This window comes from Pseudomonas sp. P1_F1_2 (genome assembly GCF_056405815.1).
This window is the reverse complement of the sequence record NZ_JBFUBK010000035.1, coordinates 23575-48012: the sequence shown is the minus strand read 5'-3', so window position 1 is coordinate 48012 and position 24438 is coordinate 23575. Positions and strand designations below refer to the sequence as shown.

The window sequence follows — 24438 nt, the reverse complement described above, 5'->3', positions numbered from 1 at the left end:
AGATTGATTCAGCTTAGCAGTGCCTTGGCGAGTGCGATGCTCTGCGTAACGCGTTGAACGATGGGCTTAAATCTTTTGCTCGTTGCTTATGCCATGCGGGACATGACCGGTGGCGACGACTTCGCGGGCCAATTCGCAGTGACCGGCCTGATCGTCGAAAAACACGTCGGCGGCAAAGGCTTCGAGAAAGGCCGATTTGGTCAGGCCACCCAGAAACAGCGACTCGTCCAGCCGGATGTCCCATTCGCGCAACGTGCGAATGACTCGCTCATGGGCCGGCGCCGAACGCGCGGTGACCAACGCCGTGCGAATCGGGCAGTCGTCGTCGGGAAACTCGCGCTGCAACAGATTGAGAGCTGCCAGGAAGCCTTTGAACGGCCCTCCGCGCAACGGCTCACGGGCGGCTTCGCGCTCGCTGGCCTGAAACGCTTCCAGGCCACCAGACTGGTAGACACGCTCCGACTCGTCGGAAAACAGCACCGCATCACCGTCGAAGGCAATCCGCAATTCATCGCTGGCCGCGCGGCTGGCACCGCCCGACAAAATGGTTGCTGCCGCGAAACCGGCGTCCAGCGCACTGCGCACGTCTTCGGCATGCGTCGACAGAAACAGGTCGCAGCCAAAGGCTTTGAGATACGGATAAGGACTGCGCCCGCCGACAAACGCCGCACGAGAAATCGCCAGCCCATAATGGTGAATCGAGTTAAACACCCGCAAACCGGTGTCGGCGCTGTTGCGCGACACCAGGATCACCTCGACCCGTGAGCGGCCGAGATGGGTATTGAGGTTCAGGAGTTTTTGCACCAGAGGGAAGGCATCACCGGGCTCGAGGATTTCGTCTTCGTGTTCAATCTGATATTGCCGGTAAGCCTCGACGCCACTCGACAGGTAAACCTTGTGGCTCTCGCTCAGGTCGAACAGTGCTCGCGAAGAAATCGCCAGCACCAGTTTGTCGTCTATGCCCTTTACCATGCCCTTCCCCCCAGATTGATCGACTCAGGTGTTACGTCGATCGATAAAACTCAAACTGCGATACAAGGCCTCGATAAGCGGTAACTCGCACCCCGCCGCTTTGGCCGCCGCCAGGGGCCGTGCGTAAATCGCGGCCAGCTCCAGCGGTCGTTTGTGCAGAAAATCGTGGTACATGCTCGGCCAGTAATCCGGCATTTTCTCGGTCACCATGAACAGATGGTCGGCGTAACCGGCCGGCACGTCGTGTCCACAGGCGGTTGCCCCCAGAACCACTTCGGCCATCAAGGCCTTGATCAGTTCCCGGCTGTCGGCATCGGCCATCAAAGGCGTGGTGCTGGCTCCCAGCAACACCGACAGGCCGTTGTAAGGGATATTCCAGACCAGTTTTTGCCAGCGCGCCTGGTGCAGGTTAGCCATGGCCTGGGAATCGATGCCGGCCGTACGGAACAGGCCAACACCCTCCTCGACAATTGCGGTGCGCGTTAACTCATCGGCCGCGAGGCCGCTGTGGTAACCGACATGCACCGCGCCAAGGGCTTGATGGGTAATGACACCCGGACCCTCGCGATGTACGCAGATATAACAGAGCCCACCGAGCACATGCAGCGAATCGGGAAGCCTCTCACGCAGACTGTCTTCAACGTCCAGGCCATTTTGCAACACCAACACCTTGGCGTTGGGTGCTGCGGCTTGAAGGATCGCCGGTGCCAGGTCCGCGTTGCTGGTGGTTTTTGCGCCCACCAGCAACCAGTCGCAGGGCGGCATGTCTTCGGCCGACGAATAGGCCTGCACCGGGTTCAATGTCTGCGCGCCATGAACCGCGCTGTCGAGTTGCAGCCCACGCTCGGCCACCGCTGAAAACTCACTGCGCAGCAAGAAGTGCACATCGAAACCGGCACGCGCCAGCATCATCCCGTAGAACCCGCCGATTGCACCGGTTCCGATTACACCGATTGTCGGCTTGGTGACTGCCCCCATCATGGCAACTCCTCTGCTGTTTTCATCAGCGCCCGCCCGACCGCTTCATTGAGTTCGGTACCGGTCAGGCGCGATTTTAGTGCCCCGAAAAACTCGCCGTCGCGCACGACAAACAGCGCTGGCAAATGAAAAACCTGATAACGCTCGACCACCCCGCCATTGTTCCCGGCATCGATCCAGCACAGTCGATCAACGTTTAGATCGAGCCCTGGCAGTTGCTCACGGGCAAATCGGCAACTGGCGCAACCGACGCTGGTGAAAATCACCAGGGATACGCCGCTCATCGCCAGCAGCCGTTGGTCGGCATCGAAATCGGTCAGTTCCAATTCGACCACTATACTGGGGGAAACAATGTCAGATGGCCGACACAGGGAGTCCGTGTTCATGGGACGTTTTATTCCTCATCCTGACGATGTGCCCGTCGAATTAACGTTACTGACGCATGAGTGCATCTCGCGACAGCGCTTGCACACTATCAGCCTCGGGGGCATGGCTTGCAATTATCACCGGGCCTGGCGCCACGGCACGGCGCTGGAAGTGCGCATGCCCACCTTGAACCCCGACATGCGTTATCTGGGCTATGTAGCCTGGTGCCTGCGACGCAAACGCGGCTATCTGGTGGGCATTGCCTTCGTCGATGAACAGATGCTGTTCAGCGCCCGGATGGGCGAGCAGGTGTGCCAGATCGAACGCTATTGCCGCCTGCATGACGCGCATGACGACTTACAGGGTATTCAGGCGCTGGCCCTCGAATGGGTCCAGCAGCATGCCGACGAGTTCTCTCACGACACCGTACGCAAGGCATTTGCGCAGCCAATGCTGGATTAAACCCATTGTCGAGCAGGCGGATAACGCGCTAAGGTTCGGCTCCCCGACGCGCTTAATTTGCTGTGCTCCGCCGCGCGGGTTCGCTGGCGGCCGGCACCCGTGACCTGACGAGTAAACGATGGCTGATTTACCGATCAACGACCTAAACGTCGCCTCCAACGAGACTCTGATCACTCCTGATCAGCTCAAGCGCGATATCCCCCTGAGCGACGCTGCCCTGCGCACCGTCACCAAGGGCCGCGAAGTCATTCGCAACATTCTGGATGGCACCGACCACCGCCTGTTCGTCGTCATCGGGCCTTGCTCGATCCACGACATCAAGGCCGCCCACGAATACGCCGAGCGCCTGAAAGTGCTCGCCGCCGAAGTGTCCGATACCCTGTATCTGGTCATGCGCGTGTATTTCGAGAAGCCACGCACCACCGTCGGCTGGAAAGGCTTGATCAACGACCCCTACCTGGACGACTCGTTCAAGATCCAGGACGGCTTGCACATCGGTCGCCAGTTGTTGCTGGACCTGGCCGAAAAAGGCCTGCCGACCGCCACCGAAGCCCTCGACCCGATCTCCCCGCAATACTTGCAGGACCTGATCAGCTGGTCGGCCATCGGCGCACGCACCACCGAATCCCAGACCCACCGCGAAATGGCTTCCGGCCTGTCTTCGGCGGTCGGCTTCAAGAACGGCACCGACGGCGGCCTGACAGTGGCGATCAACGCCCTGCAATCGGTATCCAGCCCGCACCGCTTCCTGGGTATCAACCAGGAGGGTGGCGTGTCGATCGTCACCACCAAGGGCAACGCTTACGGCCATGTGGTCTTGCGCGGCGGCAACGGCAAGCCGAACTATGACTCGGTCAGCGTCGCGCTCTGCGAGCAAGCGCTGAACAAGGCGAAGATCAAGCCAAACATCATGGTTGATTGCAGCCACGCCAACTCCAACAAGGACCCGGCCCTGCAACCACTGGTGATGGAGAACGTCGCCAACCAGATTCTGGAAGGCAACAAGTCGATCATCGGCTTGATGGTCGAGAGTCACCTGAACTGGGGCTGCCAGGCCATCCCGAAAGACYTCGCCGACCTGCAATACGGCGTATCGATCACCGACGCCTGCATCGACTGGTCCGCCACCGAAAACACCTTGCGCAGCATGCATGCCAAGCTCAAGGACGTGCTGCCAAAACGTGACCGCAACTGATCAACGTTTAGCGCACACAAAAACGCCAGGCTTAAACCTGGCGTTTTTTTATGCGTTCGTTTTGATCACAGCTTGGCAGCGTGCCGTTGGTGACGCTCCATGTAGCGCTCAACGTAGGAGCACGATGGAATGACGGTGTAACCCATTTCGTCTGCGTACTCCAACGCCTTCTCGGTCAAGGCTGCTGCAATGCCGCGTCCCCGCAATGCGTTGGGCACGAATGTGCGATAGATATCCAGGGTCTGTTTCCCCAGATCCATATAGGTCAGGTAGGCACGATGACCGTCCACACTGGTCTCGAACTGATGACCAGCCTGGTCATGGTGGATGGACAACGCCTCGCTCATCACTACTCCTCGCGGGTCTTGAATTCTGACCCCTACCTTACCGATGTTTTTCCGGCGAAGGAACATCTACGCCACCCCGTGCCAATGGACACCGAGAAGAACTGCACCGATCTCGCGCAACCGAGCACGTATCAAATAGTAGGCACCATTGGCAAAAATGCTCAAGGTACGCTCGTCATCATGCTCAACTGGCGGGTGCTGCTTCAGGGAACGCAGGGACGGCTCGACCGGCGGTCTTTGCGGGTCGAAAGCCTGAACATTGCCGGATGTTGAGACTTAAGACGAACCCGCGATTTTAAAGTCACCTCTACATGGATAAAGATTATGAGGGCTGCTGCGCAAAATTCGAACGAAAGTATGGACGAGTTCATCTAGCCAGACTTTAGCCAAGACTGAAAAAAAACGCCGTGAGTGCCGGGAACTTTTCCTCACCGCTTCGCTCAGGCTCGGGCCTCGTAGCTGGATATTTTTTAAACAATGCAGTTAAAAGTTGCTCGAAAAAGAATCAACGCCTACAATTTTTTTTGCTTCTTGCGTTACGTCAGTTTACTTACGAGTAGTAATGAGTAGTATGTACGCCGGCTATTTCCTCACTCTGAGGAGACAGCTACTTAATTGAAAGTCCTTGAAGGGGAACACGATGAACAACGTTCTGAAATTCTCTGCTCTGGCTCTGGCCGCAGTTCTGGCTACCGGTTGCAGCAGCGCATCGAAAGAAACAGAAGCACGTCTGACCGCTACTGAAGACGCAGCAGCTCGCTCCCAAGCTCGTGCAGACGAAGCTTACCGTAAAGCTGATGAAGCTCTGGCTGCTGCTCAAAAAGCACAACAGACTGCTGACGAAGCTAACGAGCGTGCTCTGCGCATGCTGGACAAAGCTAGCCGCAAGTAATAATCCCTCGGGATTGTTATCAAGCCGACCCATTTTATGGGTCGGCTTTTTTGTTGCCGGGTGTTTTCTTCCGGCAATAAAAAACCCGCCGACGCAACCTGCGTCGGCGGGTTTCTTTCAAGCCTTACTGCAATGGATCGAGCGGTGCACTCGACATCATTGGCGCAGCCCCGTTCGGCACAGCGATTTCCACCGGCAGGCCATCTTCAGCGGCGACCACGTCGCGCACCACATCCCAATTCATACGTAGGTTGTTAGTGATGTCTTCACGCTTGAGCATCGCGTTGATAACCGCAGTGTGCTTGTCGACCACCGAAGGGTTGCCCTTGTCATCCAGTGGCGTGTGCGCTTCCAGATAAACCTTGCCGGCACTCACACCGAACTTGTACGGGTCGTTGATGATCCGCACCGACGTACCGACCGGCACCATGCCAGCCATTTCCAGCACGTTGTTGTTGAACATGCGGAAGCAGCCATGACTGGTACGCATGCCGATGCCAAACTTCTTGTTAGAGCCGTGGATCAGGTAGCCCGGTGTACCCAGAGTGAACTTGAACGGCCCCAGAGGGTTGTCTGGGCCTGCCGGCACCACATTAGGCAGCGGATCTCCGTCGGCGGCGTGCTCGGCCTTGATCGACGCTGGAGGCGTCCAGGTCGGGTTCGGCGTCTTCGCGGTGATGCTGGTGTGGGCAATCGGCGAACCCCAACCCTCACGACCGATACCCAACGGGAACGTGTACACCACGTTCTTGCCTTTCGGGTAGTAGTAGAGGCGGTACTCGGCCAGGTTGATCACGATGCCTTCACGCGGTCCCGGTGGCAGGATGAAACGTGTTGGCAGAATGATTTCGGTGCCGGCGCCCGGCAACCATGCATCAACTCCAGGGTTGGCCGCGACCATTTCCGTGTAGCCCAGGTCGTAGGCGGTACCAAGGTCGGCGAAGGTATCTTCGTATTTGGCCTTGATCACTTGCACCTGACCGATGATGTCTTCACCGGGCGGTGGCAGGGGAAACTCCAATGCTGCAACTGGACCGGCCGCAAACAACGCAGCAAGAGTCAGGCAGCGGGTAACGGCAGGAAAACGCGGCAACATCCGGAAAGTCCTTCGCAGGTCGACTAGGGTAAAAGCGCGATTGTACACCGCCGCCCGTAAATTCGGGGAGTTGGTCGATAGCAAGCTATCCTTGACGCCTTAGAGCTCGAATCGCAGCTCTGGCCAGATGGGCGAAGTGCCGCGCTTTTGCGATTCCAGAATGGCTCGGCACAGCGAGCACAGTCGCTGGTCCTGAAACACACGACGGTCGACGCTCGACCAGCGTGGCTGTGCCGGCAACAGGCTGCCGCACAAAGTTCGGTCCGCCGAGCCGCCCAGTTCCAGCTGACGCGTCACCAGATGCACCCGCACTTCCTGGCAGGCGAACAGATCCAGCTGTTCGTCAGGCTCGATCAGTTGGTAGGCAAAAAGTGACCAGGCGGGACGCGGCATCGGGGGCTCCAAATCGGGGGCGCCACCTTAGCCGAAAGCCTGCTTCTAGAAAAGTCTCATAACAGTGGTTTTAGCGTAGGCCAGACATTTTCCAGCAACTTGTCCTGAGCCCCGGCCGCCGGGTGTATGCCGTCGGCCTGCATCAGGTCTGGATGACCGCCCACACCGTCGAGAAAAAACGGCACCAGCGGGATTTTCTTCTCATTGGCCAGGTTGCTGTAGACCTTGGCAAAGGCCTCGGTGTAACGAACGCCGTAATTGGGTGGCAATTGCATGCCCAACAGCAACACCTTGGCACCGCTGTCCTGAGAGTTGTCGATCATCGCCGCAAGGTTTTGTTGCAATTGCGTCGGAAGCAATCCACGCAGACCGTCATTGCCGCCCAACTCAAGGATGACCAACTCAGGCTTATGCTCTGCAAGCAGCGCGGGCAGGCGTGCCTGGCCTCCGGCACTGGTGTCGCCGCTGATGGACGCATTGATCACTTTGTCGTCGAAACCTTCGCGCTTGAGCCGTTGTTCAAGCAGTGAGACCCACCCCAACCGGGTATCCAGCCCGAAACCGGCGCTGATACTATCGCCAACGATCAGGACAGTACCCGCCGCTGCGTTCTGGGCCATGCACATCAAGGCCAGGCCAGCACTCAAAAACCACACACGCATCGGATTCTCCATGGGCGCAAGCATTCTCACCGCGAAGAACCTCAGCAAAGTGGTCCCCAGCGCGGAAGGTGAACTGACTATCCTGCACGAACTCAGCCTGGAACTGAACAAGGGCGACAGCCTGGCCATCGTCGGCGCCTCCGGTTCCGGCAAATCCACCCTCCTCGGCCTGCTGGCCGGCCTCGACCTGCCCAGCAGCGGCGAAGTCACGCTGGCCGGGCAAGGGCTGAGCGCACTCGACGAGGATCAACGTGCACGCATCCGGGCCGAGCATGTCGGTTTTGTTTTCCAGTCCTTTCAGCTGCTCGACAGCCTCAACGCGTTGGAAAACGTCATGTTGCCGCTGGAACTCGATGGCCGCAAAGACGCCCGCGAGCGCGCCACCGAATTGCTGCAACGGGTCGGCCTGGGCCAGCGCCTCACGCACTCGCCGCGCCAGCTCTCGGGGGGTGAACAGCAACGTGTGGCGATTGCCCGGGCGTTTGCCGCCGAACCCGACGTGCTGTTTGCCGATGAACCCACCGGCAACCTCGACAGCCACACCGGCGAGCGCATCAGCGATCTGTTGTTCGAACTCAATCAGGAGCGCGGCACGACGCTGGTGCTCGTGACGCACGACGAACGCCTGGCACATCGCTGCCGGCGTCTGATCCGCCTTGAAGCCGGCCTGCTGGTCGCCCCTCTGGAGCCTTGATGGCACGCCTGCCGCTGTTGCGCCTGTTCAGTCTTGCCATCCGCCAACTGCTGCGCGACGCCCGCGCCGGTGAATTGCGGGTGTTGTTCTTCGCCTTGCTGGTGGCCGTAGCGGCGAGCACCGCCATCGGTTACTTCGGCGCCCGCCTGAACGGCGCCATGATGTTGCGCGCCACCGAGTTTCTCGGTGCCGACCTGCTGCTCGAAGGCAGCTCACCGGCGCGTCCCGAACAGATCAACAGTGGCCTGGAATTAGGGCTCGAACACGCTCAAGTGGTGGAGTTCTCCAGCGTCATCGCCACCGACAATGGCATTCAACTGTCCAGCATCAAGGCGGCCGACGCGGTCTACCCACTGCGCGGCGAACTGAAAAGCGCCCCGACACCCTTTGCCCCGGAAGAACCCGGTGGCGGACCAAAACCCGGTGAAGCCTGGGTCGAAGCGCGCTTGCTGACAGCACTGGACCTGAAGATCGGCGACAGCATCGACGTCGGCCTGAAAACCCTGAAGCTGGCACGCGTGCTGTCCTACGAACCCGACCGGGCGGGCAACTTCTACAGCCTGACACCACGCGTGCTGATCAACCTCGACGACCTAACCGCCACCGGTGTGGTGCAACCGGGTAGCCGGGTCAGCTACCGTGAACTCTGGCGCGGCAAAGCCGAGGCGCTGGAAACCTATCGTCAATTGATCAAGCCAGGACTGGCCGCCAACCAGCGGCTGCAGGATGCCCGCGACGGCAACCGACAGATTGGCGGCGCATTGGGCAAGGCCGAGCGCTACCTCAACATGGCGAGCCTGGTGGCCGTTCTTTTGTCCGGCGTGGCAGTCGCGCTGTCGGCAACACGCTTCGCTACCCGCCGATTCGATGCCAGTGCCTTGCTGCGCTGCCTGGGCCTGTCGCGCCGGGAAACCATGGTGCTGTTCAGTTTGCAGTTGACGGTACTGGGACTGCTCGCCAGCCTCAGTGGCGCTCTCCTGGGCTGGCTGGCACAACTTGGGCTGTTTGCACTGCTGCATGACTTGTTACCGACCGATGTGCCACCGGGAGGTCTGCTGCCGGCCATCGCCGGGATCGGTACAGGGCTGGTGGCGCTGGCCGGTTTCGCCTTGCCGCCGCTCGCCGCACTCGGTCGCGTGCCACCGCTGCGGGTACTGCGTCGGGACATGCTGCCGATCCCCTCCAGCACCTGGATGGTTTATGGCGCTGCGTTGGGTGCCCTAGGCCTGATCATGTGGCGCCTGAGCCTCGACCTGGTGCTGACCTTCGCTCTGCTCGGCGGTGGCGTGATCGCCGCGCTGGTGCTCGGCGGCTTGCTCCTGCTGCTGCTGAAAAGCCTACGGCGGCTGCTGGCCCGTGCTTCGCTACCCTGGCGCCTAGGGCTCGGCCAACTGCTGCGTCATCCATTGGCGGCCGCGGGACAAGCCTTGGCTTTCGGCCTGATTCTACTGTCCATGGCGCTGATCGCGTTGCTGCGGGGCGAACTGCTGGATACCTGGCAAAATCAACTGCCGAAAAATGCGCCGAACTATTTTGCGCTGAACATTCTGCCGGCGGACAAACAGGCCTTTACTGATCGCCTGATCGAACTGTCGGCGCAGTCCGCGCCGCTCTATCCCGTGGTGCCAGGGAGACTGATCAGCATCAATGACGTGCCCGTGCAAGACATCGTCAGCAAGGATTCGGCGGGTGATCGAGCGATTCAGCGCGACCTGAGCCTGACCTGGGCGGCCGACTTGCCGGCAGGTAACAAACTGACGGCGGGCAACTGGTGGAGCGAACAGGCACCCGAAGCAGTACCTGGCGTTTCTGTTGAAGGCAAAGTCGCCGAAAGCCTAAAGCTCAAGCTCGGCGATCACATGGTGTTTACCGTGGGCGGGGTCAACCGTGAAGCGAAAGTCACCAGCCTGCGAGACATCAACTGGGACAACTTCCAGCCAAACTTTTTCATGATCTTCCAGCCCGGCACTCTGAAGGATTTGCCAGCGACCTACCTGACCAGTTTCTATCTGGCGGCCGGGCATGACCAGCAGATTGTCGACCTGTCGCGCAGCTTCCCGGCGGTCACCATTCTGCAAGTCGAAGCCTTGCTGCAGCAGCTACGCAGCATCCTCGCCCAAGTCACGCTGGCGGTGGAATATGTGTTGCTGTTTGTACTGGCAGCGGGGATGGCGGTGTTGTTTTCCGGCTTGCAGGCAACACTCGATGAACGCATTCGCCAAGGCGCCCTGTTACGAGCACTGGGGGCCGAACGGCAATTGCTGGTGAAAGCCCGACGGATCGAGTTCGGATTACTCGGCGCAGTCAGCGGGCTATTGGCAGCACTGGGGTCGGAACTGGTGAGCCTGGTGCTCTACCGCTATGCCTTCGACCTGCCGTGGCATCCGCATCCGTGGTTGTTGGTGCTGCCATTGATCGGCGCAGTGCTGATTGGCGGCGCCGGTGTGTTCGGTACGCGTCGAGCCTTGAACGCCAGCCCACTGACAGTGTTGCGCGAGGGTTGATAGACTCAAGGCTTCTCCATCACAAGAAGTTGTCATGAGCCGCTATCGCCCTCCCCGCACCGCTGGCACCGCGCTGATCACCCCCGAAGGGGAAGCGCGGATGCGGGCCGAGTTTCACGAACTTTGGCATGTACGGCGACCGCAAGTAACGCAGTCTGTGAGCGAGGCCGCGGCTCAAGGTGATCGTTCCGAGAACGCGGAATACACCTACGGCAAAAAAATGCTGCGCGAAATAGACAGCCGTGTGCGCTTCCTCACCAAACGGCTGGAAGCGCTCAAAGTGGTTAGCGAGAAACCCAGCGACCCGAACAAAGTCTATTTTGGCGCCTGGGTCACCATCGAAGGCGAGGACGGCAAAGAGTCGCGCTACCGCATCGTCGGCCCGGACGAGCTAGACCTGAAACTGGGGCTGATCAGCATCGACTCACCGCTCGCTCGCGCGCTGATCGGCAAGGCGCTGGACGCCGAAGTTCGCGTCCAGACACCTACCGGTGAGCAATGCGTGTATATCGTGGCGATTGAGTACCTTTGAACCTTAGCGTCGGGTAATCAAACCTTGCCGGGCAACGCGGGTCAGTTGCCTGATCACTTCAGGGGCATCTTCAAGACTCGGCGATTGAATCACTGCCAGATCAAAGCTGTCGTTGGCAAATCGAGCCAGCGATTCACCGTCTTCGACAAACTGGATCAGAAATGCCGCAGGGCCGCCGGTACGGCGTGGCCAGCCATCGAGATAACGCAGAAGTGTCGGCTGATGTTGACCGCCAAGCAGGATTTTTGGATTGCGCTGGGTGAGATGTGCCGTGATCGGCGCGGGACGTACAACAGGGCTAAGTGCGTTCATCGAGTCGTGTCTCTGCCTCAAAAGTCTGCATGGCAGGTGAGAGGCAACACCGAACCAGCGCTTTAGCGGTATTTCGAAGCCTGTTTCAAGCTTCTATCGGCAACTGAATGAGTCACCTGGCGCCCCGCAAGTAGCTGTTTAAATCGGCGCATGAGCAGCATCCTAGAGAAGCCGACACAGCAGTGTCAAGAATCACGCGCAACAAAAAAGGCCCGCGCAGTGCGGGCCTTTTAGTTGAGCCAGAGCGGTCAGTCGGTGATGGCACCGTCCAGCGACAGCTTGCCGGCACCTTCGATCAATACCGCGATACTGCCACCGAGCAGGGCCAGGGCGAATTCATAGCCGTTGTTGGCCATGAACAAGCCGTTGTGGATATGCACGGAGAAAATCGCAACCAGCGAGAGGATGGTCAGCCCCAGCGCCGCAGGACGTGTCAGCAGACCGATAATCAGGGCCAGACCGCCAAAGAACTCCGTCCCCCCGGCCAGAATCGCCATCAGATGACCCGGTGCAAGGCCCACGCTTTCCATGTATTGCGCGGTGCCGGCGATGCCGTAGCCACCAAACATGCCGAAGAGCTTCTGTGCGCCATGAGCCGCAAAAATGATCCCGACAACGATCCGTATGGCGGTCAGGCCGAAACCGGCGCGGGTAAACAGTACCTTGTTGATCAGTGAGCTCATGCTGTGTCATCCATTGTCAGTGTGTGTTCGTCGGGCGCCATATTAATCGATAAAACGAATGCTAAAAGCGCAATAATTGCGCCATAACAATCAGCTTAGTCGATCATTTACGAGAAACAACTTTTTGCCCCTGCGGCTCCAGCGATTCCCTCTCACGATCGAATGCCAAGTAGTACTTGTTGACGCTATTAACGTAGCTGACGGGTCCCATTCCCACCTGCTCCATGGCAATGCGCTCGACCTGGAAAAACCATTGATTAGGGTTAAGTCCACGCCGCCGGGCTTCGGCGCGCATTCCCTGAACCCGCTCCGGGCCAATGTTGTAGGCCGCCAGTACAAACGCCATGCGCTCACGTTCGTTGAGTTTGGGGCTGGCGAAGAACTTGCGACGGATCATGGCTAGGTACTTGGCACCGGCCTGGACATTGGCGTCGAGCTCCTGAATGTTGTTGACCCCGACCCGCTGGGCGGCGGACGGGGTGATTTGCATCAGGCCGGTGGGACCGCCACTGCCGCGGGCATTGGGCTGCAAGGCTGACTCCTTGAACGCCAGCGCCGCCAGGTTCAACCAGTCCATGCCTTGGGCATCGGCGTGTTTCTGCAGCACCGGCCGCAGTTTTTCCAGGCGTTGGCGATCGGCCTTGGCCAGTGGATAGTGCACTTGGTACAGACGCCGATAGATCCGCAGAAACGCCACGTCCTGGTCTGAAGGCTTCTTGTACGTCGTCAAAAACCGATCGATGCTTGCCCGCAACATTGCCGCATCGCGGCGCACAAACCAGAACTCTTCGCCCGGGTCGCTGATCAGCACCTGTTTGTCGAAGCGCAATTTGGGCAGGATCTTGCCCCAGCGCTCGGCAATCGGTTGCTCGACGATGGTCAGGTGAAAGATCCCGCCTTGAACCATCTCCAGCACATCTTCGACGGCAAGACTGGGATCGACCCACTCGATCGTAATCGGTGCCAGCTTGTGCAGTGCGAGTTTGGAATTGATCTGGCTCACCGCATCCCCGGCCGCACTGCCCGTGGGCAACGCCAGGGTTTTGCCGGAGAGTTGTTCGACCTTGGTGTAGCGACGCTCGCCTTTAATCCCCACCAGCACCAACGGGATGTTGCTGGCGATCGGCTCACTGCTGCTGACTGCGTGGCCCGGCTGTAAATCAAGCAACTCCCCCGGTGCGACCAGATCCCCCTCTCCACGCTGCAGGGCACCGAGCAATTGATCCTTGGCTTTGGGGATGATCTTGAGGGTGACTTCCTGACCGTCACGGGCATGACCGTTGAGGTATTGCTCGAAGGCGCGCAAGCGGTGGTATTCGACACCGATGGCCTGGCCCTGGACTTCGCCGGAGCTGTTGCGGCTCTGGTTGACCAGCACCCGCAATATGCGGCTGCTGCGTATTTCTGCCAGGTCGCGCACCTGCGCCGCCGGCACGGCTTGCAGCGGCCCGGCCAGACGCGCAACCGCCGGCATCGGCAGCAGCAACGAACAGCACAGCAATAGCAATATCGAGGGACGTATCATCCACTCTCCGGAAAGAATACTGGGCCGACTCCTCAAGTTTCATGGAATCGAACGACAGAAACAGAGCGCCATGAGCGCTGGCAAAGTGCGAAAGACTGGCACAGTAATGGCACCTTGACCACCCTGACCTGTCTCGCGGCATCAAGAGACAGCTTCAACTCGTTGTAGTTCTTGGCTTTTCTTATAAATCTACAGCTCTGATATGCTTTCCGGCCTTTGGTCCGAGGTAGCACCATGCAACTCATCGATATCGGCGTCAACCTGACCAACCCCAGTTTTGCCGACAAACACCAGGCCGTACTCGACCGCGCGTATGCTGCGGGGGTCTGCCAATTGGTACTGACCGGCACCAATGTCGAGGGCAGTGAACAAGCCCTGGAGCTGTGCCAACAACTGGACGAAACAGCTCAACGGCTGTTCGCCACTGCTGGCATTCACCCCCATGCGGCGACTGACTGGAATGCTGACAGCGCGCAGCGTCTGCGCAGTTTGCTCAAGGAGCCGAACGTGGTGGCCGTGGGTGAATGCGGGCTGGATTTCAATCGTGATTTCTCGCCCCGCCCACAGCAGGAAAAAGTCCTGGAAGAACACCTGGCGATGGCAGTCGAGTTGCAGTTGCCGGTGTTCCTGCATGAGCGCGACGCCAGTCAGCGACTGCTGGAAATCCTGCGTGATTACCGTGACCAATTGCCGGCCGCCGTGGTGCATTGCTTCACCGGCGAAAAGAAAGCCTTGTTCAGCTACCTCGATCTGGATTTGCACATCGGTATCACCGGCTGGATCTGCGATGAACGCCGCGGCACGCACCTGCATCCGTTGGTGAAGGAGATCAAGCGCGGACGCTTGATGCTGGAGAGCGATGCTCCGTATCTGCTGCCACGCAGCCTGCGGCCCAAGCCAAAAAATGGACGTAATGAACCGGCGTATTTGACTGAAGTTTTACGGGAAGTGGCGTTGCATCGCGGGGAAAGCGAAGAAGATCTCGCCGCCCACAGCACCGCCTGTGCACGAGCATTCTTCGGTCTGCCCACCATCGCCCAGTAACCACCACTCCTACAGGGGACGGTGAGGGTTGTTGATCCATATCAAATGCAGAACCCCTCGATAGCGACACAATGCTGGCACCTTGCCAATGCTGTTTCCGCTATCAGAGAAGACCTCCATGGGTGCCTGGCTTAGCAACATCTCGCTGAAATACAAATTTTGGGCGGTCAACGCGGTTGCCTTCTTCACGACCCTGTTGCTGGTGCTGTACGCCGTGCAGCTCGAACAACAGGCGCGCAGTCATGCCGCTCAGGCGAGCGCTCAGGCGCAAGTGCGATTGCTCAGCGCCTGGCCATCCGGGCAACCGCTACCCAAGGCCGACAACCTGTTGACCTTCGGGCGCGGGCAGGCGCCGCTGCTGAACGGTCAGCCGCTGCTGGAACTGACGGACAGCCATGGCTGGGTCGAGATCAACTCAATGCCGCTGTTCGGTGATAACCCGTTGATGGGCGCCGAAGTGTTCGCTCGTCCCGATGGCCAGCAGGTGGCGCTGCTCGCTTTTGGCCCGAGCCTGAACCAGGTATTCAGCGAGCGATTCACCCACTACGCAGTCGCCGTTTTTATCCTGATGCTGGCAATGCTGGGTGCATCGCAACTGCTCATCCGCTTCCTGCTGAGTCAGCTCAACACTCTGAAAGATGTGATGCTTCACGTCGAGAAAACCGGCGACCTGTCAGCCCGTGTGCCACTGGCTAGCAAGGACGAAGTCGGGCAGATGGCGCATGCCTTCAACGCGATGCAGGCCGGTTACCAACGGGTGGTAACCACCGTCGCCAGCACGGCTCGGCAATTGGATATCGGCGCCGCACGCCTGGCCTCAAGCATGAACGACGTGCGCCACGGCATGCTCGGCCAGCAAAGCGAAACCGATCAGGCCGCCACGGCGATCAACGAAATGACCGCGACGGTCCACCACATCGCCCAGCATGCCGGCGCGACCCGCGACCTCTCGCAAACCGCCGACACCCTGGCCGGCAGCGGGCAGGAAGTGGTCATCAGGGTACAGAAGTCGATTGCCGGGCTGTCCAGCGGCGTGCAGCAGACGGCCGAGATGATTCAACGTCTGGCCGAGGACAGCCAGAAAATCAACGGTGTGGTCAGCGTGATTCACAGCATCGCCGAGCAAACAAACCTGCTGGCCCTGAATGCGGCCATCGAGGCGGCACGGGCCGGTGAAATGGGCCGGGGCTTTGCCGTCGTCGCCGATGAGGTGCGCAACCTGGCCAAAAGCGTCCAGACCTCCACCGACGAGATCACCTTGATGGTGTCCGCCTTGCAGGCCGGGACCCGGGACGCGGTGGACTTCATGCAGGAAAGCTCCTTCAAGGCCGACGACTGCGTGCAGCAGGCTCAAGAGGCCGGCGCCGCGCTGGCGGAGATCACCGGCGCCGTGGCGCAGATGCGTGAAAGCAACACGCAGATTGCGGTGGCAGCCGAACAGCAGAGCCATGTGGCGGAAGAGATGAACCGGGCGGTGGTGAGTATTCGGGATGTGACGGAGAACACCGTGCAGCAGACCATAAACTCAGCCACCACCAGTCATGAACTCGCGGCGTTGGCCGGGGAATTGAGTAAGGCGATCGGACAGCTCAAATTGTAAGGGCCCCATCGCGGGCACGCCCGCTCCCACATGTGATTTCAGTGACCACTCGTTAGGTGACAACACACATACACTGTGGGAGCGGGCTTGGTCCGGGCGGCGATCCGACGATAGCGTCAGCCGGGGCACATCAAACCTGGCCATGCCCACCTATTAACCCTATAGCCAACCTCGATTCGCCGACCGTCCTCCCCCCGCCTATTCTTCAATCATATGGTCAACACGGATTGAGGAGTTCCAACATGGGCAAACGTCACCCCAACCTACCCGCCTGGCAATGGCGAGCGTACCCCAACAATCATCAGCACCCGACCAACCTGGTGCTGCACCTGATTGCCGTGCCGCTGTTCATTGTGGCGTTTCTATTGATTGTTTCCGGTGTGTTCAACCTGAGCCTGGCAAACATCGCCATCGGTGTGGTCGGCCTGTTCGCGGCCCTGGCCCTGCAACGTCACGGTCACCGTCTGGAGGCGCAAGCCTCCGAGCCGTTCAGTGATCGCAAAGACGCGGTCTCACGCTTGCTGGTCGAGCAGTTCCTGACGTTCCCACGGTTTTTTCTGAGCGGCGGCTGGTGGCGCGCCTGGCGTGAGCGCCACCGTCGGCACTGATCAGGCGAAAATCGTGACCGTCTGCCGGCTCATGGCGATCAACTGACCGTCCGCGCTCCAGAGTTTTGCAGCCGCATGGCCGTAGCCGTCTGCGCCGTGCTCGGTTTCCACCCGGTATTTACACCAGTCCAGTGTGCTCAATGGCAGCAATGGCTGGACGAATTCGATGGTCCAGGTCAGCGTGCTGCCCATTGCCGGCTTTTTCAAATGAGGCAACAAGGACGGCGGCCAGGCGTCCACCAGCGCGAGAATATGTGACTCAGTGACAGCCTCCTCCTTCACGTCCCCACGCAAACGCACCCAGCCGCCCATTTCGCGAGAGTCGTTGCCGGTGAACGGCATACCACCTACCGCCCAGCGCATCGCCAGATGCTGCATGAACTCTGGAATCACGCCGGGAATGAAGGGCAACTCCTGGCATTCGTCCCAGTGCTTCATGTCGGGTGCCGGTTTTGCCGCGATCGCCACTTCGGAAGGCCGCGAGGCACCAAAGCTGCCCTGAATCAACGTCACCACTTGCCCCTTCTGCATCGCCCGGCCGAGCACCTGGCTGACAGCCTTACCTTCGCGCAATACATCGACTTCAAAGCTGACAGGCACGTCAGGCTCAACGGGGCCGACAAAGGTGATCGCCAGCGAACGCACCGGCCGGTCTGCCGGGACTTTTGCGCGCATGGCTTCGTATTGCAACGCCGCCACCAGGCCACCGAAACTGGCACGCCCCTGCGCCCATCCGGCCGGAATAGACAGCTCCAGCGGTTGTCGGCGGACGGCGTCGAGCAGATCGCAAAAGCGCATGAAAACCTCAGAGACGGAAAAAAGTAGAGAGGGATCTTAACCAGCCAGCGACGTGGATACAGCACTTATTCCGGCCAAAAGCACTGACAGAAGGGCCGTGACTGGTGCGAACACGGATTGCACACCCGACACAAAACAAATGTGGGAGCGGGCTTGCCCGCGATAGCGGTCTGACAGTCACTATTAAGGTGTCTGTGCTGCCGCCATCGCGGGCAAGCCCGCTCCCACATTTTTGATCGGTTGTGCTTTCAGGATTTGAAACAGCGGGCGCTGAGTTTGTCGAGAACGCGATCGGCGCGGCTTTCGGCCTCGGCCAAGGTGGTTTTCCAGACGGCGACACACGGCTGCAAATCAGCTTCCTCTTGCGCCCTGGCCAGCCATTGCCAGCTGTCGTGCCAATCACCCAAGGCACTCTGCGCCGACTTCAATCGGGACAACGCGGACTTCGGCAAACGGTCGAGCTCGGGATAGGCTTCGATGCCATAGCGCACACGCTTGATCAACAGGCGCAAACGGTGTCGGTCATGGGCTGGATCGTGCAACGCCACGTCCAGTTTCTTCCACTGTTTGCCCAAGCGTTTTTCGATGCGCTTACGCAAACCCTTGAGCAAACCCTGACGCTGGGACGCGCGTAAAAAACGCGGAAAGGCGTCGAAGATCATCAGCAGCTGCGCCAGCTCGGGGCTGACCGCCACCGCCGGATAAGCCTCGACCATTTGCGCCAACCGCCAATGTGCGGCTTCGGACTGACCGTGTTCAAGCAAATAGGCCGCCAGTACTTCACGATCGCGCAACGGCGTGGTCAGTTCGCCGACCCGCGCCGCCGCTGCCTCTACCTGCTCGACGCCGGGCAGCCCACGCAAGGGTCGCAACAGGCTGCGCAAATGGCGAACCGTGGTGCGCAGGTCGTGTAACGCTTCAGGGTCAGTGCGAGCACTCAAGCGTGCCTGACAGGCCAACAAGCGGACTTCAAGGCCCAGGACATGAGCCACCAACCGATCAACCAAATCAGACATCGCTTGCTCCCTGAGTCGAACTTCCCCTCTTGCCTACGTCATGCCTTCAACGGCCGGCACGAGACTCACGAATATAGAACCGTGCTTTCTGGGCCTTGCTGGCACAGCCTTCGTAAGCTTCGAATTGTTGCTGGGTCTTGGCACCGGTCAGCAACGACAGAGCCTTGGAGTAGCTGACGGTCCCGGCGAAACCTTCGGCCTTGGCCAAGTCTAGCTCATGCCACGCCGCATCGATCTGGCTTCCACAGCTTTCGCGGTAAGCCGTTTTACCGGCACAACCGGCGAGCGCCAGGGCAATCAAAGGTACGCAAATCCAGGCTTTCATCAATACCACCTCAAGATAGGTCAACAGTCGTGCAGGTATGACGGTCCGGCACGTGAAAAGTGCCTTGGCCACACAAGGCAAACAAAACTATAGCGTGCGAAGAATAGCCATGTGCCGCCACGGAGTGTCGAAAAAACGACGCGCCCGGCCCATCGAGCGACCTTGGCGATTGAAGCCCGCCCTTCAATGGGTGCATTGTTGAACCTTGTCAGACGAGGGCGATTCATGAAAAAGCGTATCGCACTGGTACTGGGCTCAGGTGGAGCCCGAGGCTATGCCCATATCGGTGTCATTGAAGAGATCGAACGGCGTGGCTACGACATCGCCTGCATCGCCGGTTGTTCCATGGGCGCGGTGGTTGGCGGGATTTATGCCGCTGGCAAACTTGACGAGTATCGCAACTGGATCGAAAGCCTGGATTACCTCGATGTGTTGCGCCTGGTGGACGTCAGCTTTCGGCTTGGCGCGATTCGCGGTGAGAAGGTCTTCGGGCAGATCCGCAAGATCGTCGGCGAGATCAATATCGAAGACCTGCGCATTCCTTACACGGCCGTGGCCACGGACCTGACCAACCAGCAGGAAATCTGGTTCCAGGAAGGCTGCCTGCACCAGGCCATGCGCGCCTCGGCGGCGATCCCCAGCCTCTTCACCCCGGTGATGCAGGGCAACCGGATGCTCGTCGATGGCGGCATTCTCAACCCTTTACCGATCGTGCCGGTGGTGTCGAGTCATTGCGACCTGATCATCGCGGTCAATCTCAACTCCACCAACCAGCGCCATTATCAACTGCCGGTCATTCAGCGCCCGGCGGCGTTCAAGACCCGCTTCGACAGCCTGATCAATTCGCTGGGTTCCAAATTGCCCTTCCGCCGCAAACAGGCCGAACAATTGCTGCTGCTGGAGAAGGAAGCTCTGATGGCAGAAGCGGCCGAGATCAACCCTTGGGTCGAATCTGCCGAGCCCGCAGCGCAGCAACCGGCCGCGGCCCCTGAACGCGACGGTGCGCCGAAATCGGCCACCGGCTCATTCATCATCGACAACGTCGGCCCGGCCTCGCTGCTTGACCTGATCAACCAGAGTTTCGAGGTGATGCAAACGTCGCTGGCGCAGTACAAGATCGCCGGTTACCCACCGGATATTCTGATCAACGTGCCGAAGCGGGTCTGCCGGTTTTTCGAGTTCTACAAGGCGCCGGAGCTGATCGCGCTGGGACGGGAGATTGCGCGGGATACGCTGGACCGCTATGAGAATGAGCGCGAGCCCTGAGATTCTGAGGATTGTTCTCACGCGCTGCGTGGGAACGATCAGCGATCAGGTATCAAGCAACCGATACCCAACCCCCGCCTCGGTCACGATAAACCGCGGTTGTGTTGGATCATCCGCCAGCTTCTGGCGTAAATGCCCCACCACAATCCGCAGGTAATGACTGTCCTCGGTATGGGTCGGCCCCCAGATATCCTTGAGTAACTGCTGCTGCGTAATCACCCGCCCCGGATGTCGCGCCAGCTGCGCCAGCACTGCGTACTCCTTGCGGGTCAACGCGACTTCGCTGCCATCGAGCAGCACCCGTCGATACGCCAGGTCAACGGTCAACGGACCGAACGTCAACGCCGCTTGCTGAGCCTCCCCGACCGGTGCCTGACGCAACAAGGCGCGCACCCGTGCCAGAAACTCTTGAATACCAAACGGCTTGGTCACGTAGTCATTGGCACCGCCATCCAGTGCCTCGACTTTCTGCCCTTCACTGGCGCGTACCGACAGCACCAGCACCGGCACTGTCGACCATTCGCGAAACTCGCGCAGCACTTGCTGGCCGTCCATGTCGGGCAGACCGAGGTCGAGTACCAGCAAGTCCGGTTTGTTCAGCGCGGCTTGCGCCAGGCCTTCGGTGCCGGTGCCGGCTTCCAGCACTTTATAGCCTTGGGAGACCAGGCTGATACGCAGGAATTTACGGATTTGCGGTTCATCGTCGATGACCAAAATGGTCGCGGTCTGGCTCATGGTTTCTGATCGCGGCGTGAAGATGTCCAAAGGGTATCAGGCTTCACTTTCATCGCTCACCCTCAAATGCAGGCTGTTCCTGCAACGGCAAGTGAAGGGTGATGCAGGTCCCACGCCCATCGATGCCATCGCCGACGCTGATGCGCCCACCATGCGCTCCCACCATCCCCTGACAAATCGCCAGCCCCAGCCCGGTGCCCTGCCCGCCCCGATCACCGCGCGCGGCGGTGTAGAACATGTCGAAAATCTTCGCCCGCTCTTCCTGCGGAATCCCCGGCCCTTCATCACTCACCGAGAAAAACAGCTCACTGTCGTCGGCCCCGGCGCGCAACTGCAAACGCCCATGCGCCGGTGAGAATCGTGCAGCGTTTTCCAATACGTTGACCAGTGCCTGTTCGATCAGCGCCGCGTGGACGAACAGCAATGGCAACTCTGCCGGCACTTCAGTGCTGACCTGCAATGGCGTCAGCACTGCGCGCAGTCGATTGAGCGAACTGCCGACAATGTCGGCCGGTGACACCCAATCGCGCGCCAGTTTCAGCGCGCCGTGACCGAGGCGGGTCATGTCCAGCAAGTTCTGGATATAGCGATCCAGGCGCTCGGCTTCGTCGCGGGTGCCTTCGAGCAATTCCTGGCGATCCTCCAGTGGAATGGCTTCACCGAGGGCCAACAGGCTGTCGATGCTACCGCGCATGGACGTCAGCGGTGTGCGCAAATCGTGGGACACCGAGGCCAACAGTGCACTGCGCAGTTGCTCGGTTTCGCCATGCAGTCGCGCCGCTTCGAGGTCCTCGGCCAGTTGCGCACGGGCCAGCGCCTGCGCCAGCGGCTGGCTCAACGCGGTCAACAAACGCCGACGTTGGCCACTTAAAGTCTGGCCTTCTTTGGCGCACACGCCGAGCAACGCCAACGGCCCGTCTTCCACCGACAACGGCCACCACCACCAACGCCCCATTGGCAATGTTCCGGTGCCTGCACCGGCGGGTTGATCGTGCTGCCAGGCCCAATCGGCGGCCGCGCGCTCGGCTTCGGAAAACTCCAGCGGGCCGCCGGTTTCAACTTTCCAGCCACCCTGCCCGTCTTGATTGAGCAGGCACAATTGCAGGTCACTCCAGCCATTGAGGTGTTGTGCGGCGGCGCTGACCACGGCTTGACGGTCAGTGGCGGCGGTCAGTTTGCGCGACAGGTCGAGCAGTTCGGTGGTCTCTTCCTGAGTGTCACGCAGCGCCTGCAATTGCCGCCGTTGCCGGGCCGCGAGGTTGCCGGTGAGCGCCGCCATCAGCAGGAAGAACAGCAAGGTCAGCACGTCTTCTTCGCGCTGGATGGCGAAGGAAAAATTCGGTGGGATGAACAGGAAGTCATAGGTCAAAAACGACAGCGCCGCACAGGCCAGCGCCGGGCCGAGGCTGCTGCGCACCGCCACCAGCAATACGGCGGCGAGAAACACCAGCGAGATATTGGGCAGCGGCAAAAGACTCGCCACGCCCCAGGCCAGCGCACTGGCCAACACCGTTGCCACCACCGCCAGTGCGTAGTCGAACCACACCAGCGTCTGCGCCGACCGCTGGCGCGGCTGATGCGGTGTGTGAGCACTGTCGAGGACGTTGATTTCCAGCCCGCGCGCATCACGCAGCAGGCGTGACGCCAAGCCGCCGCCGAACAACCGCCGACGTAAACGTTGCCGGGACTGGCCAACCAACACCAGGCTGGCGCGGCGTTCGGCGGCGTGCTGGATCAGCGTTTTCGCGACCTCGCCTGCCCGCAGCAACACCACCTCGCCACCGAGGCGTTCGGCCAGTTGCTGGGCACTTTGCAGGCGCAGGCGCGATTGCTCGTCGCGCACGCTGCCGTTGTCGACATGCACCAGGCTCCACGGCAAATGCCGGCGCTGGGCAACGCGGCTGGCGTGGCGCACCAGGCGCTCGGCCTGTGCATCGCCATCGACGCCGACCAGCAATCGCCCACGCACCGCTGGCGCCGCCTGACCGAGTTGGCGATAACCCTGGGCCAGGTCGTTGTCGACCTGGGCGGCGGCGGTTTGCATCGCCATTTCGCGCAGGGCGGTCAGGTTGGTCTGGGTAAAAAACGCATCGATGGCCGCTCGCGCCTGCTCCGGCACGTAGACTTTGCCGTCACGCAAGCGCTCAAGCAGCTCGCGCGGAGGCAGGTCGATCAGCAGCAGTTCGTAGGCCTCTTGCAGCACCCAGTCCGGCAGGGTTTCACGAACCTGTACGCCGGTGATACCACGGACCTGGTCATTGAGACTTTCGAGGTGCTGGACGTTGACCGTGGTGAAGACATCGATGCCGGCGGCGAGCAATTCCTGGATGTCTTGCCAGCGTTTGGTATGGCGGCTGCCGGGGGCGTTGCTGTGGGCCAGCTCATCGACCAGCACCAGTTTCGGTTTGGCTGCGAGCAAACCATCGAGGTCCATTTCTTCAAGCATTACGCCACGGTATTCCGAACGCACCAACGGCTGCTGCGGCAAACCGCCGAGCAGCGCTTCGGTTTCGGCGCGGCCATGGGTTTCGACCACACCGGCGATGACCTTCACACCCTGGCGCAATTGAGTGTGCGCCGCTTGCAACATGGCGTAGGTTTTGCCGACCCCGGGCGCGGCGCCGAGGAAGACCTTGAGCCGGCCTCGACCATCGCGGGGCAGGTCTGCTAACAGCGCGTCGGCGCGGCCGGAGTCACTCATGCTTGCTCTCTTTATTCAGGTGTTGATGGGGTGACCTTTCTACCGTCATCGCGGGCAAGCCCGCTCCCACAAAGGGTATACATTCCAATGTGGGAGCGGGCTTGCCCGCGATTGACAGCGCCACCGATTTACAACTTTTCCAGCGCAATATTCAGCGCCAACACATTCACCACCGGCGGCCCCACCAACGGCTGTTCAATGTGCGCGTCCAACAATTGTTGCAGCGTAGACACCGGCAGATTACGCGCTGCGGCAACTCGCGCCAGTTGATAGGCAATCGCGGCCGGTGGCAAGTGCGGATCGAGGCCGCTGCCCGAGGTGGTCAGCAAGGCCAACGGTACGGGTCCCTGCCCTGGCACCAGAAGCTTGTTGGCCTCGTCGATCACCCGAGTGGCCAGCGCCGGATTGCTCGGCGACAGGTTGCTGGCGCCGCTCGACACCGTGGCAAAGGCACCGGCCGATGGACGCGGGTGGAACCAGGCGTCACCGACAAAGTCCTGGGCAATCAGCGACGAACCCCGGACCTTGCCGTCGGCATCGCGCACCAGACTGCCATTGGCTTGATCAGGGAACGCGACCTGCGCGACGCCGGTGACAACCAATGGGTAGGCAACGCCGGTAATCAGGGTCATCAGCACCAGCAGGCTCAAGGCCGGACGTATCATTGTGGTCATTTCAAAATCCTCGTAATCAGTGAACAAGTCAGCGTTTATTCAGCTGCGCCGTGGTGCA

The 24438-nt window shown here is 60.1% G+C and carries 26 protein-coding genes; 10 read left to right on the top strand and 16 right to left on the bottom strand.

Annotated features, from left to right (window positions below; genetic code table 11):
- Nucleotides 1–66 precede the first annotated feature (66 nt).
- Genes AC1D2P_RS12970 through AC1D2P_RS12960 form a run of 3 tightly spaced genes read right to left on the bottom strand, consistent with a single transcriptional unit; the run spans nt 67 to nt 2336 of the window.
- A complete protein-coding gene (locus AC1D2P_RS12970) occupies nt 67–972 on the bottom strand; it encodes a 5'-nucleotidase (RefSeq protein ID WP_109787132.1) in 906 nt (301 codons plus the stop codon).
- Between the two features lie 24 nt (nt 973–996).
- On the bottom strand, nt 997–1953 hold the full coding sequence (locus tag AC1D2P_RS12965) for a putative 2-dehydropantoate 2-reductase (RefSeq protein WP_477758484.1): 957 nt from the start codon (nt 1951–1953) through the stop codon (nt 997–999).
- Nucleotides 1950–2336, bottom strand: a complete 387-nt coding sequence (locus tag AC1D2P_RS12960; RefSeq protein ID WP_046031800.1) for a YbbN family protein — start codon at nt 2334–2336, stop codon at nt 1950–1952. Before AC1D2P_RS12960 ends, AC1D2P_RS12965 begins: the two co-directional genes overlap by 4 nt.
- On the opposite strand from AC1D2P_RS12960, the gene AC1D2P_RS12955 reads away from it, so the two are divergent.
- Both AC1D2P_RS12955 and AC1D2P_RS12950 read left to right on the top strand, forming a co-directional pair.
- Nucleotides 2335–2778 carry a PilZ domain-containing protein gene (locus AC1D2P_RS12955; RefSeq protein WP_046031799.1) on the top strand — a complete coding sequence of 148 codons (444 nt, stop codon included), beginning with the start codon at nt 2335–2337 and terminating at the stop codon, nt 2776–2778. The genes AC1D2P_RS12960 and AC1D2P_RS12955 overlap by 2 nt on opposite strands.
- Nucleotides 2779–2896: 118 nt before the next feature.
- Nucleotides 2897–3973 (top strand): 3-deoxy-7-phosphoheptulonate synthase, encoded by a 1077-nt coding sequence (locus AC1D2P_RS12950; RefSeq protein ID WP_477811459.1) that lies wholly within the window; start codon nt 2897–2899, stop codon nt 3971–3973.
- Nucleotides 3974–4038: 65 nt separating this feature from the next.
- On the opposite strand, the gene AC1D2P_RS12945 is transcribed toward AC1D2P_RS12950, so the two are convergent.
- Complete coding sequence (locus tag AC1D2P_RS12945) at nt 4039–4320, bottom strand: GNAT family N-acetyltransferase (protein ID WP_046031797.1); 282 nt, start codon at nt 4318–4320, stop codon at nt 4039–4041.
- Between the two features lie 640 nt (nt 4321–4960).
- On the opposite strand from AC1D2P_RS12945, the gene oprI reads away from it, so the two are divergent.
- Nucleotides 4961–5212, top strand: a complete 252-nt coding sequence (oprI, locus tag AC1D2P_RS12940) for an outer membrane lipoprotei OprI (protein WP_003199355.1) — start codon at nt 4961–4963, stop codon at nt 5210–5212.
- Nucleotides 5213–5336: 124 nt separating this feature from the next.
- On the opposite strand, the gene AC1D2P_RS12935 is transcribed toward oprI, so the two are convergent.
- The 3 genes from AC1D2P_RS12935 to AC1D2P_RS12925 form a co-directional block, all read right to left on the bottom strand.
- Nucleotides 5337–6308: a L,D-transpeptidase family protein gene (locus tag AC1D2P_RS12935; protein WP_046031795.1), complete on the bottom strand. Its 972-nt coding sequence runs from the start codon at nt 6306–6308 to the stop codon at nt 5337–5339.
- A gap of 99 nt (nt 6309–6407) precedes the next feature.
- Nucleotides 6408–6701: a hypothetical protein gene (locus tag AC1D2P_RS12930; protein ID WP_003226812.1), complete on the bottom strand. Its 294-nt coding sequence runs from the start codon at nt 6699–6701 to the stop codon at nt 6408–6410.
- Between the two features lie 56 nt (nt 6702–6757).
- Entirely contained in the window at nt 6758–7363 is a 606-nt protein-coding gene (locus AC1D2P_RS12925; RefSeq protein ID WP_258666677.1) for an arylesterase, read from the bottom strand.
- A 10-nt stretch (nt 7364–7373) separates the two neighbouring features.
- Between AC1D2P_RS12925 and AC1D2P_RS12920 the strand changes: the two genes are divergently transcribed.
- From AC1D2P_RS12920 to greB, 3 genes are read left to right on the top strand one after another with little or no spacing between them, the layout of a single operon-like run.
- Nucleotides 7374–8057 (top strand): ABC transporter ATP-binding protein, encoded by a 684-nt coding sequence (locus tag AC1D2P_RS12920; protein WP_046031793.1) that lies wholly within the window; start codon nt 7374–7376, stop codon nt 8055–8057.
- Nucleotides 8057–10561, top strand: coding sequence for an ABC transporter permease (locus AC1D2P_RS12915; RefSeq protein ID WP_477758483.1), 2505 nt, complete (start codon nt 8057–8059; stop codon nt 10559–10561). The genes AC1D2P_RS12920 and AC1D2P_RS12915 overlap by 1 nt, the downstream gene beginning before the upstream one ends.
- 34 nt (nt 10562–10595) lie before the next feature.
- Nucleotides 10596–11093, top strand: a complete 498-nt coding sequence (gene greB / locus AC1D2P_RS12910) for a transcription elongation factor GreB (RefSeq protein ID WP_477758482.1) — start codon at nt 10596–10598, stop codon at nt 11091–11093.
- A gap of 3 nt (nt 11094–11096) precedes the next feature.
- On the opposite strand, the gene AC1D2P_RS12905 is transcribed toward greB, so the two are convergent.
- From AC1D2P_RS12905 to AC1D2P_RS12895, 3 genes are all read right to left on the bottom strand, one after another.
- The gene (locus AC1D2P_RS12905) at nt 11097–11405 is read right to left on the bottom strand and encodes a hypothetical protein (protein ID WP_046031791.1); all 309 of its coding nucleotides are present in this window, start codon (nt 11403–11405) and stop codon (nt 11097–11099) included.
- A gap of 248 nt (nt 11406–11653) precedes the next feature.
- Nucleotides 11654–12088, bottom strand: coding sequence for a DoxX family protein (locus AC1D2P_RS12900; RefSeq protein WP_109787135.1), 435 nt, complete (start codon nt 12086–12088; stop codon nt 11654–11656).
- A 103-nt stretch (nt 12089–12191) separates the two neighbouring features.
- Entirely contained in the window at nt 12192–13613 is a 1422-nt protein-coding gene (locus AC1D2P_RS12895; RefSeq protein ID WP_046031789.1) for an MltF family protein, read from the bottom strand.
- A gap of 234 nt (nt 13614–13847) precedes the next feature.
- Between AC1D2P_RS12895 and AC1D2P_RS12890 the strand changes: the two genes are divergently transcribed.
- The 3 genes from AC1D2P_RS12890 to AC1D2P_RS12880 all read left to right on the top strand — a co-directional run bounded on the left by AC1D2P_RS12890 (nt 13848) and on the right by AC1D2P_RS12880 (nt 16865).
- Nucleotides 13848–14657, top strand: coding sequence for a TatD family hydrolase (locus AC1D2P_RS12890; RefSeq protein WP_046031788.1), 810 nt, complete (start codon nt 13848–13850; stop codon nt 14655–14657).
- A 118-nt stretch (nt 14658–14775) separates the two neighbouring features.
- Nucleotides 14776–16257: a methyl-accepting chemotaxis protein gene (locus AC1D2P_RS12885; RefSeq protein ID WP_077431593.1), complete on the top strand. Its 1482-nt coding sequence runs from the start codon at nt 14776–14778 to the stop codon at nt 16255–16257.
- A gap of 242 nt (nt 16258–16499) precedes the next feature.
- Nucleotides 16500–16865, top strand: coding sequence for a DUF962 domain-containing protein (locus tag AC1D2P_RS12880; RefSeq protein ID WP_046031786.1), 366 nt, complete (start codon nt 16500–16502; stop codon nt 16863–16865).
- Here AC1D2P_RS12880 and AC1D2P_RS12875 read toward each other — a convergent pair whose 3' ends face one another.
- The 3 genes from AC1D2P_RS12875 to AC1D2P_RS12865 all read right to left on the bottom strand — a co-directional run bounded on the left by AC1D2P_RS12875 (nt 16866) and on the right by AC1D2P_RS12865 (nt 19004).
- Nucleotides 16866–17663: an acyl-CoA thioesterase gene (locus AC1D2P_RS12875; RefSeq protein WP_477758481.1), complete on the bottom strand. Its 798-nt coding sequence runs from the start codon at nt 17661–17663 to the stop codon at nt 16866–16868. It abuts the gene before it with no gap.
- Between the two features lie 248 nt (nt 17664–17911).
- Nucleotides 17912–18679, bottom strand: coding sequence for a CHAD domain-containing protein (locus tag AC1D2P_RS12870; protein ID WP_046031784.1), 768 nt, complete (start codon nt 18677–18679; stop codon nt 17912–17914).
- Nucleotides 18680–18725: 46 nt separating this feature from the next.
- Nucleotides 18726–19004: a hypothetical protein gene (locus AC1D2P_RS12865; protein WP_046031783.1), complete on the bottom strand. Its 279-nt coding sequence runs from the start codon at nt 19002–19004 to the stop codon at nt 18726–18728.
- A gap of 225 nt (nt 19005–19229) precedes the next feature.
- Between AC1D2P_RS12865 and AC1D2P_RS12860 the strand changes: the two genes are divergently transcribed.
- Nucleotides 19230–20270, top strand: coding sequence for a patatin-like phospholipase family protein (locus AC1D2P_RS12860; protein WP_046031782.1), 1041 nt, complete (start codon nt 19230–19232; stop codon nt 20268–20270).
- Nucleotides 20271–20315: 45 nt separating this feature from the next.
- Here AC1D2P_RS12860 and AC1D2P_RS12855 read toward each other — a convergent pair whose 3' ends face one another.
- The 3 genes from AC1D2P_RS12855 to kdpC form a co-directional block, all read right to left on the bottom strand.
- Nucleotides 20316–21005 carry a response regulator gene (locus AC1D2P_RS12855; RefSeq protein WP_046031781.1) on the bottom strand — a complete coding sequence of 230 codons (690 nt, stop codon included), beginning with the start codon at nt 21003–21005 and terminating at the stop codon, nt 20316–20318.
- Between the two features lie 49 nt (nt 21006–21054).
- Nucleotides 21055–23706, bottom strand: a complete 2652-nt coding sequence (locus tag AC1D2P_RS12850) for a sensor histidine kinase (protein WP_223522759.1) — start codon at nt 23704–23706, stop codon at nt 21055–21057.
- A gap of 128 nt (nt 23707–23834) precedes the next feature.
- Nucleotides 23835–24380, bottom strand: a complete 546-nt coding sequence (kdpC, locus tag AC1D2P_RS12845) for a potassium-transporting ATPase subunit KdpC (RefSeq protein ID WP_046031779.1) — start codon at nt 24378–24380, stop codon at nt 23835–23837.
- Nucleotides 24381–24438: the final 58 nt, after the last annotated feature.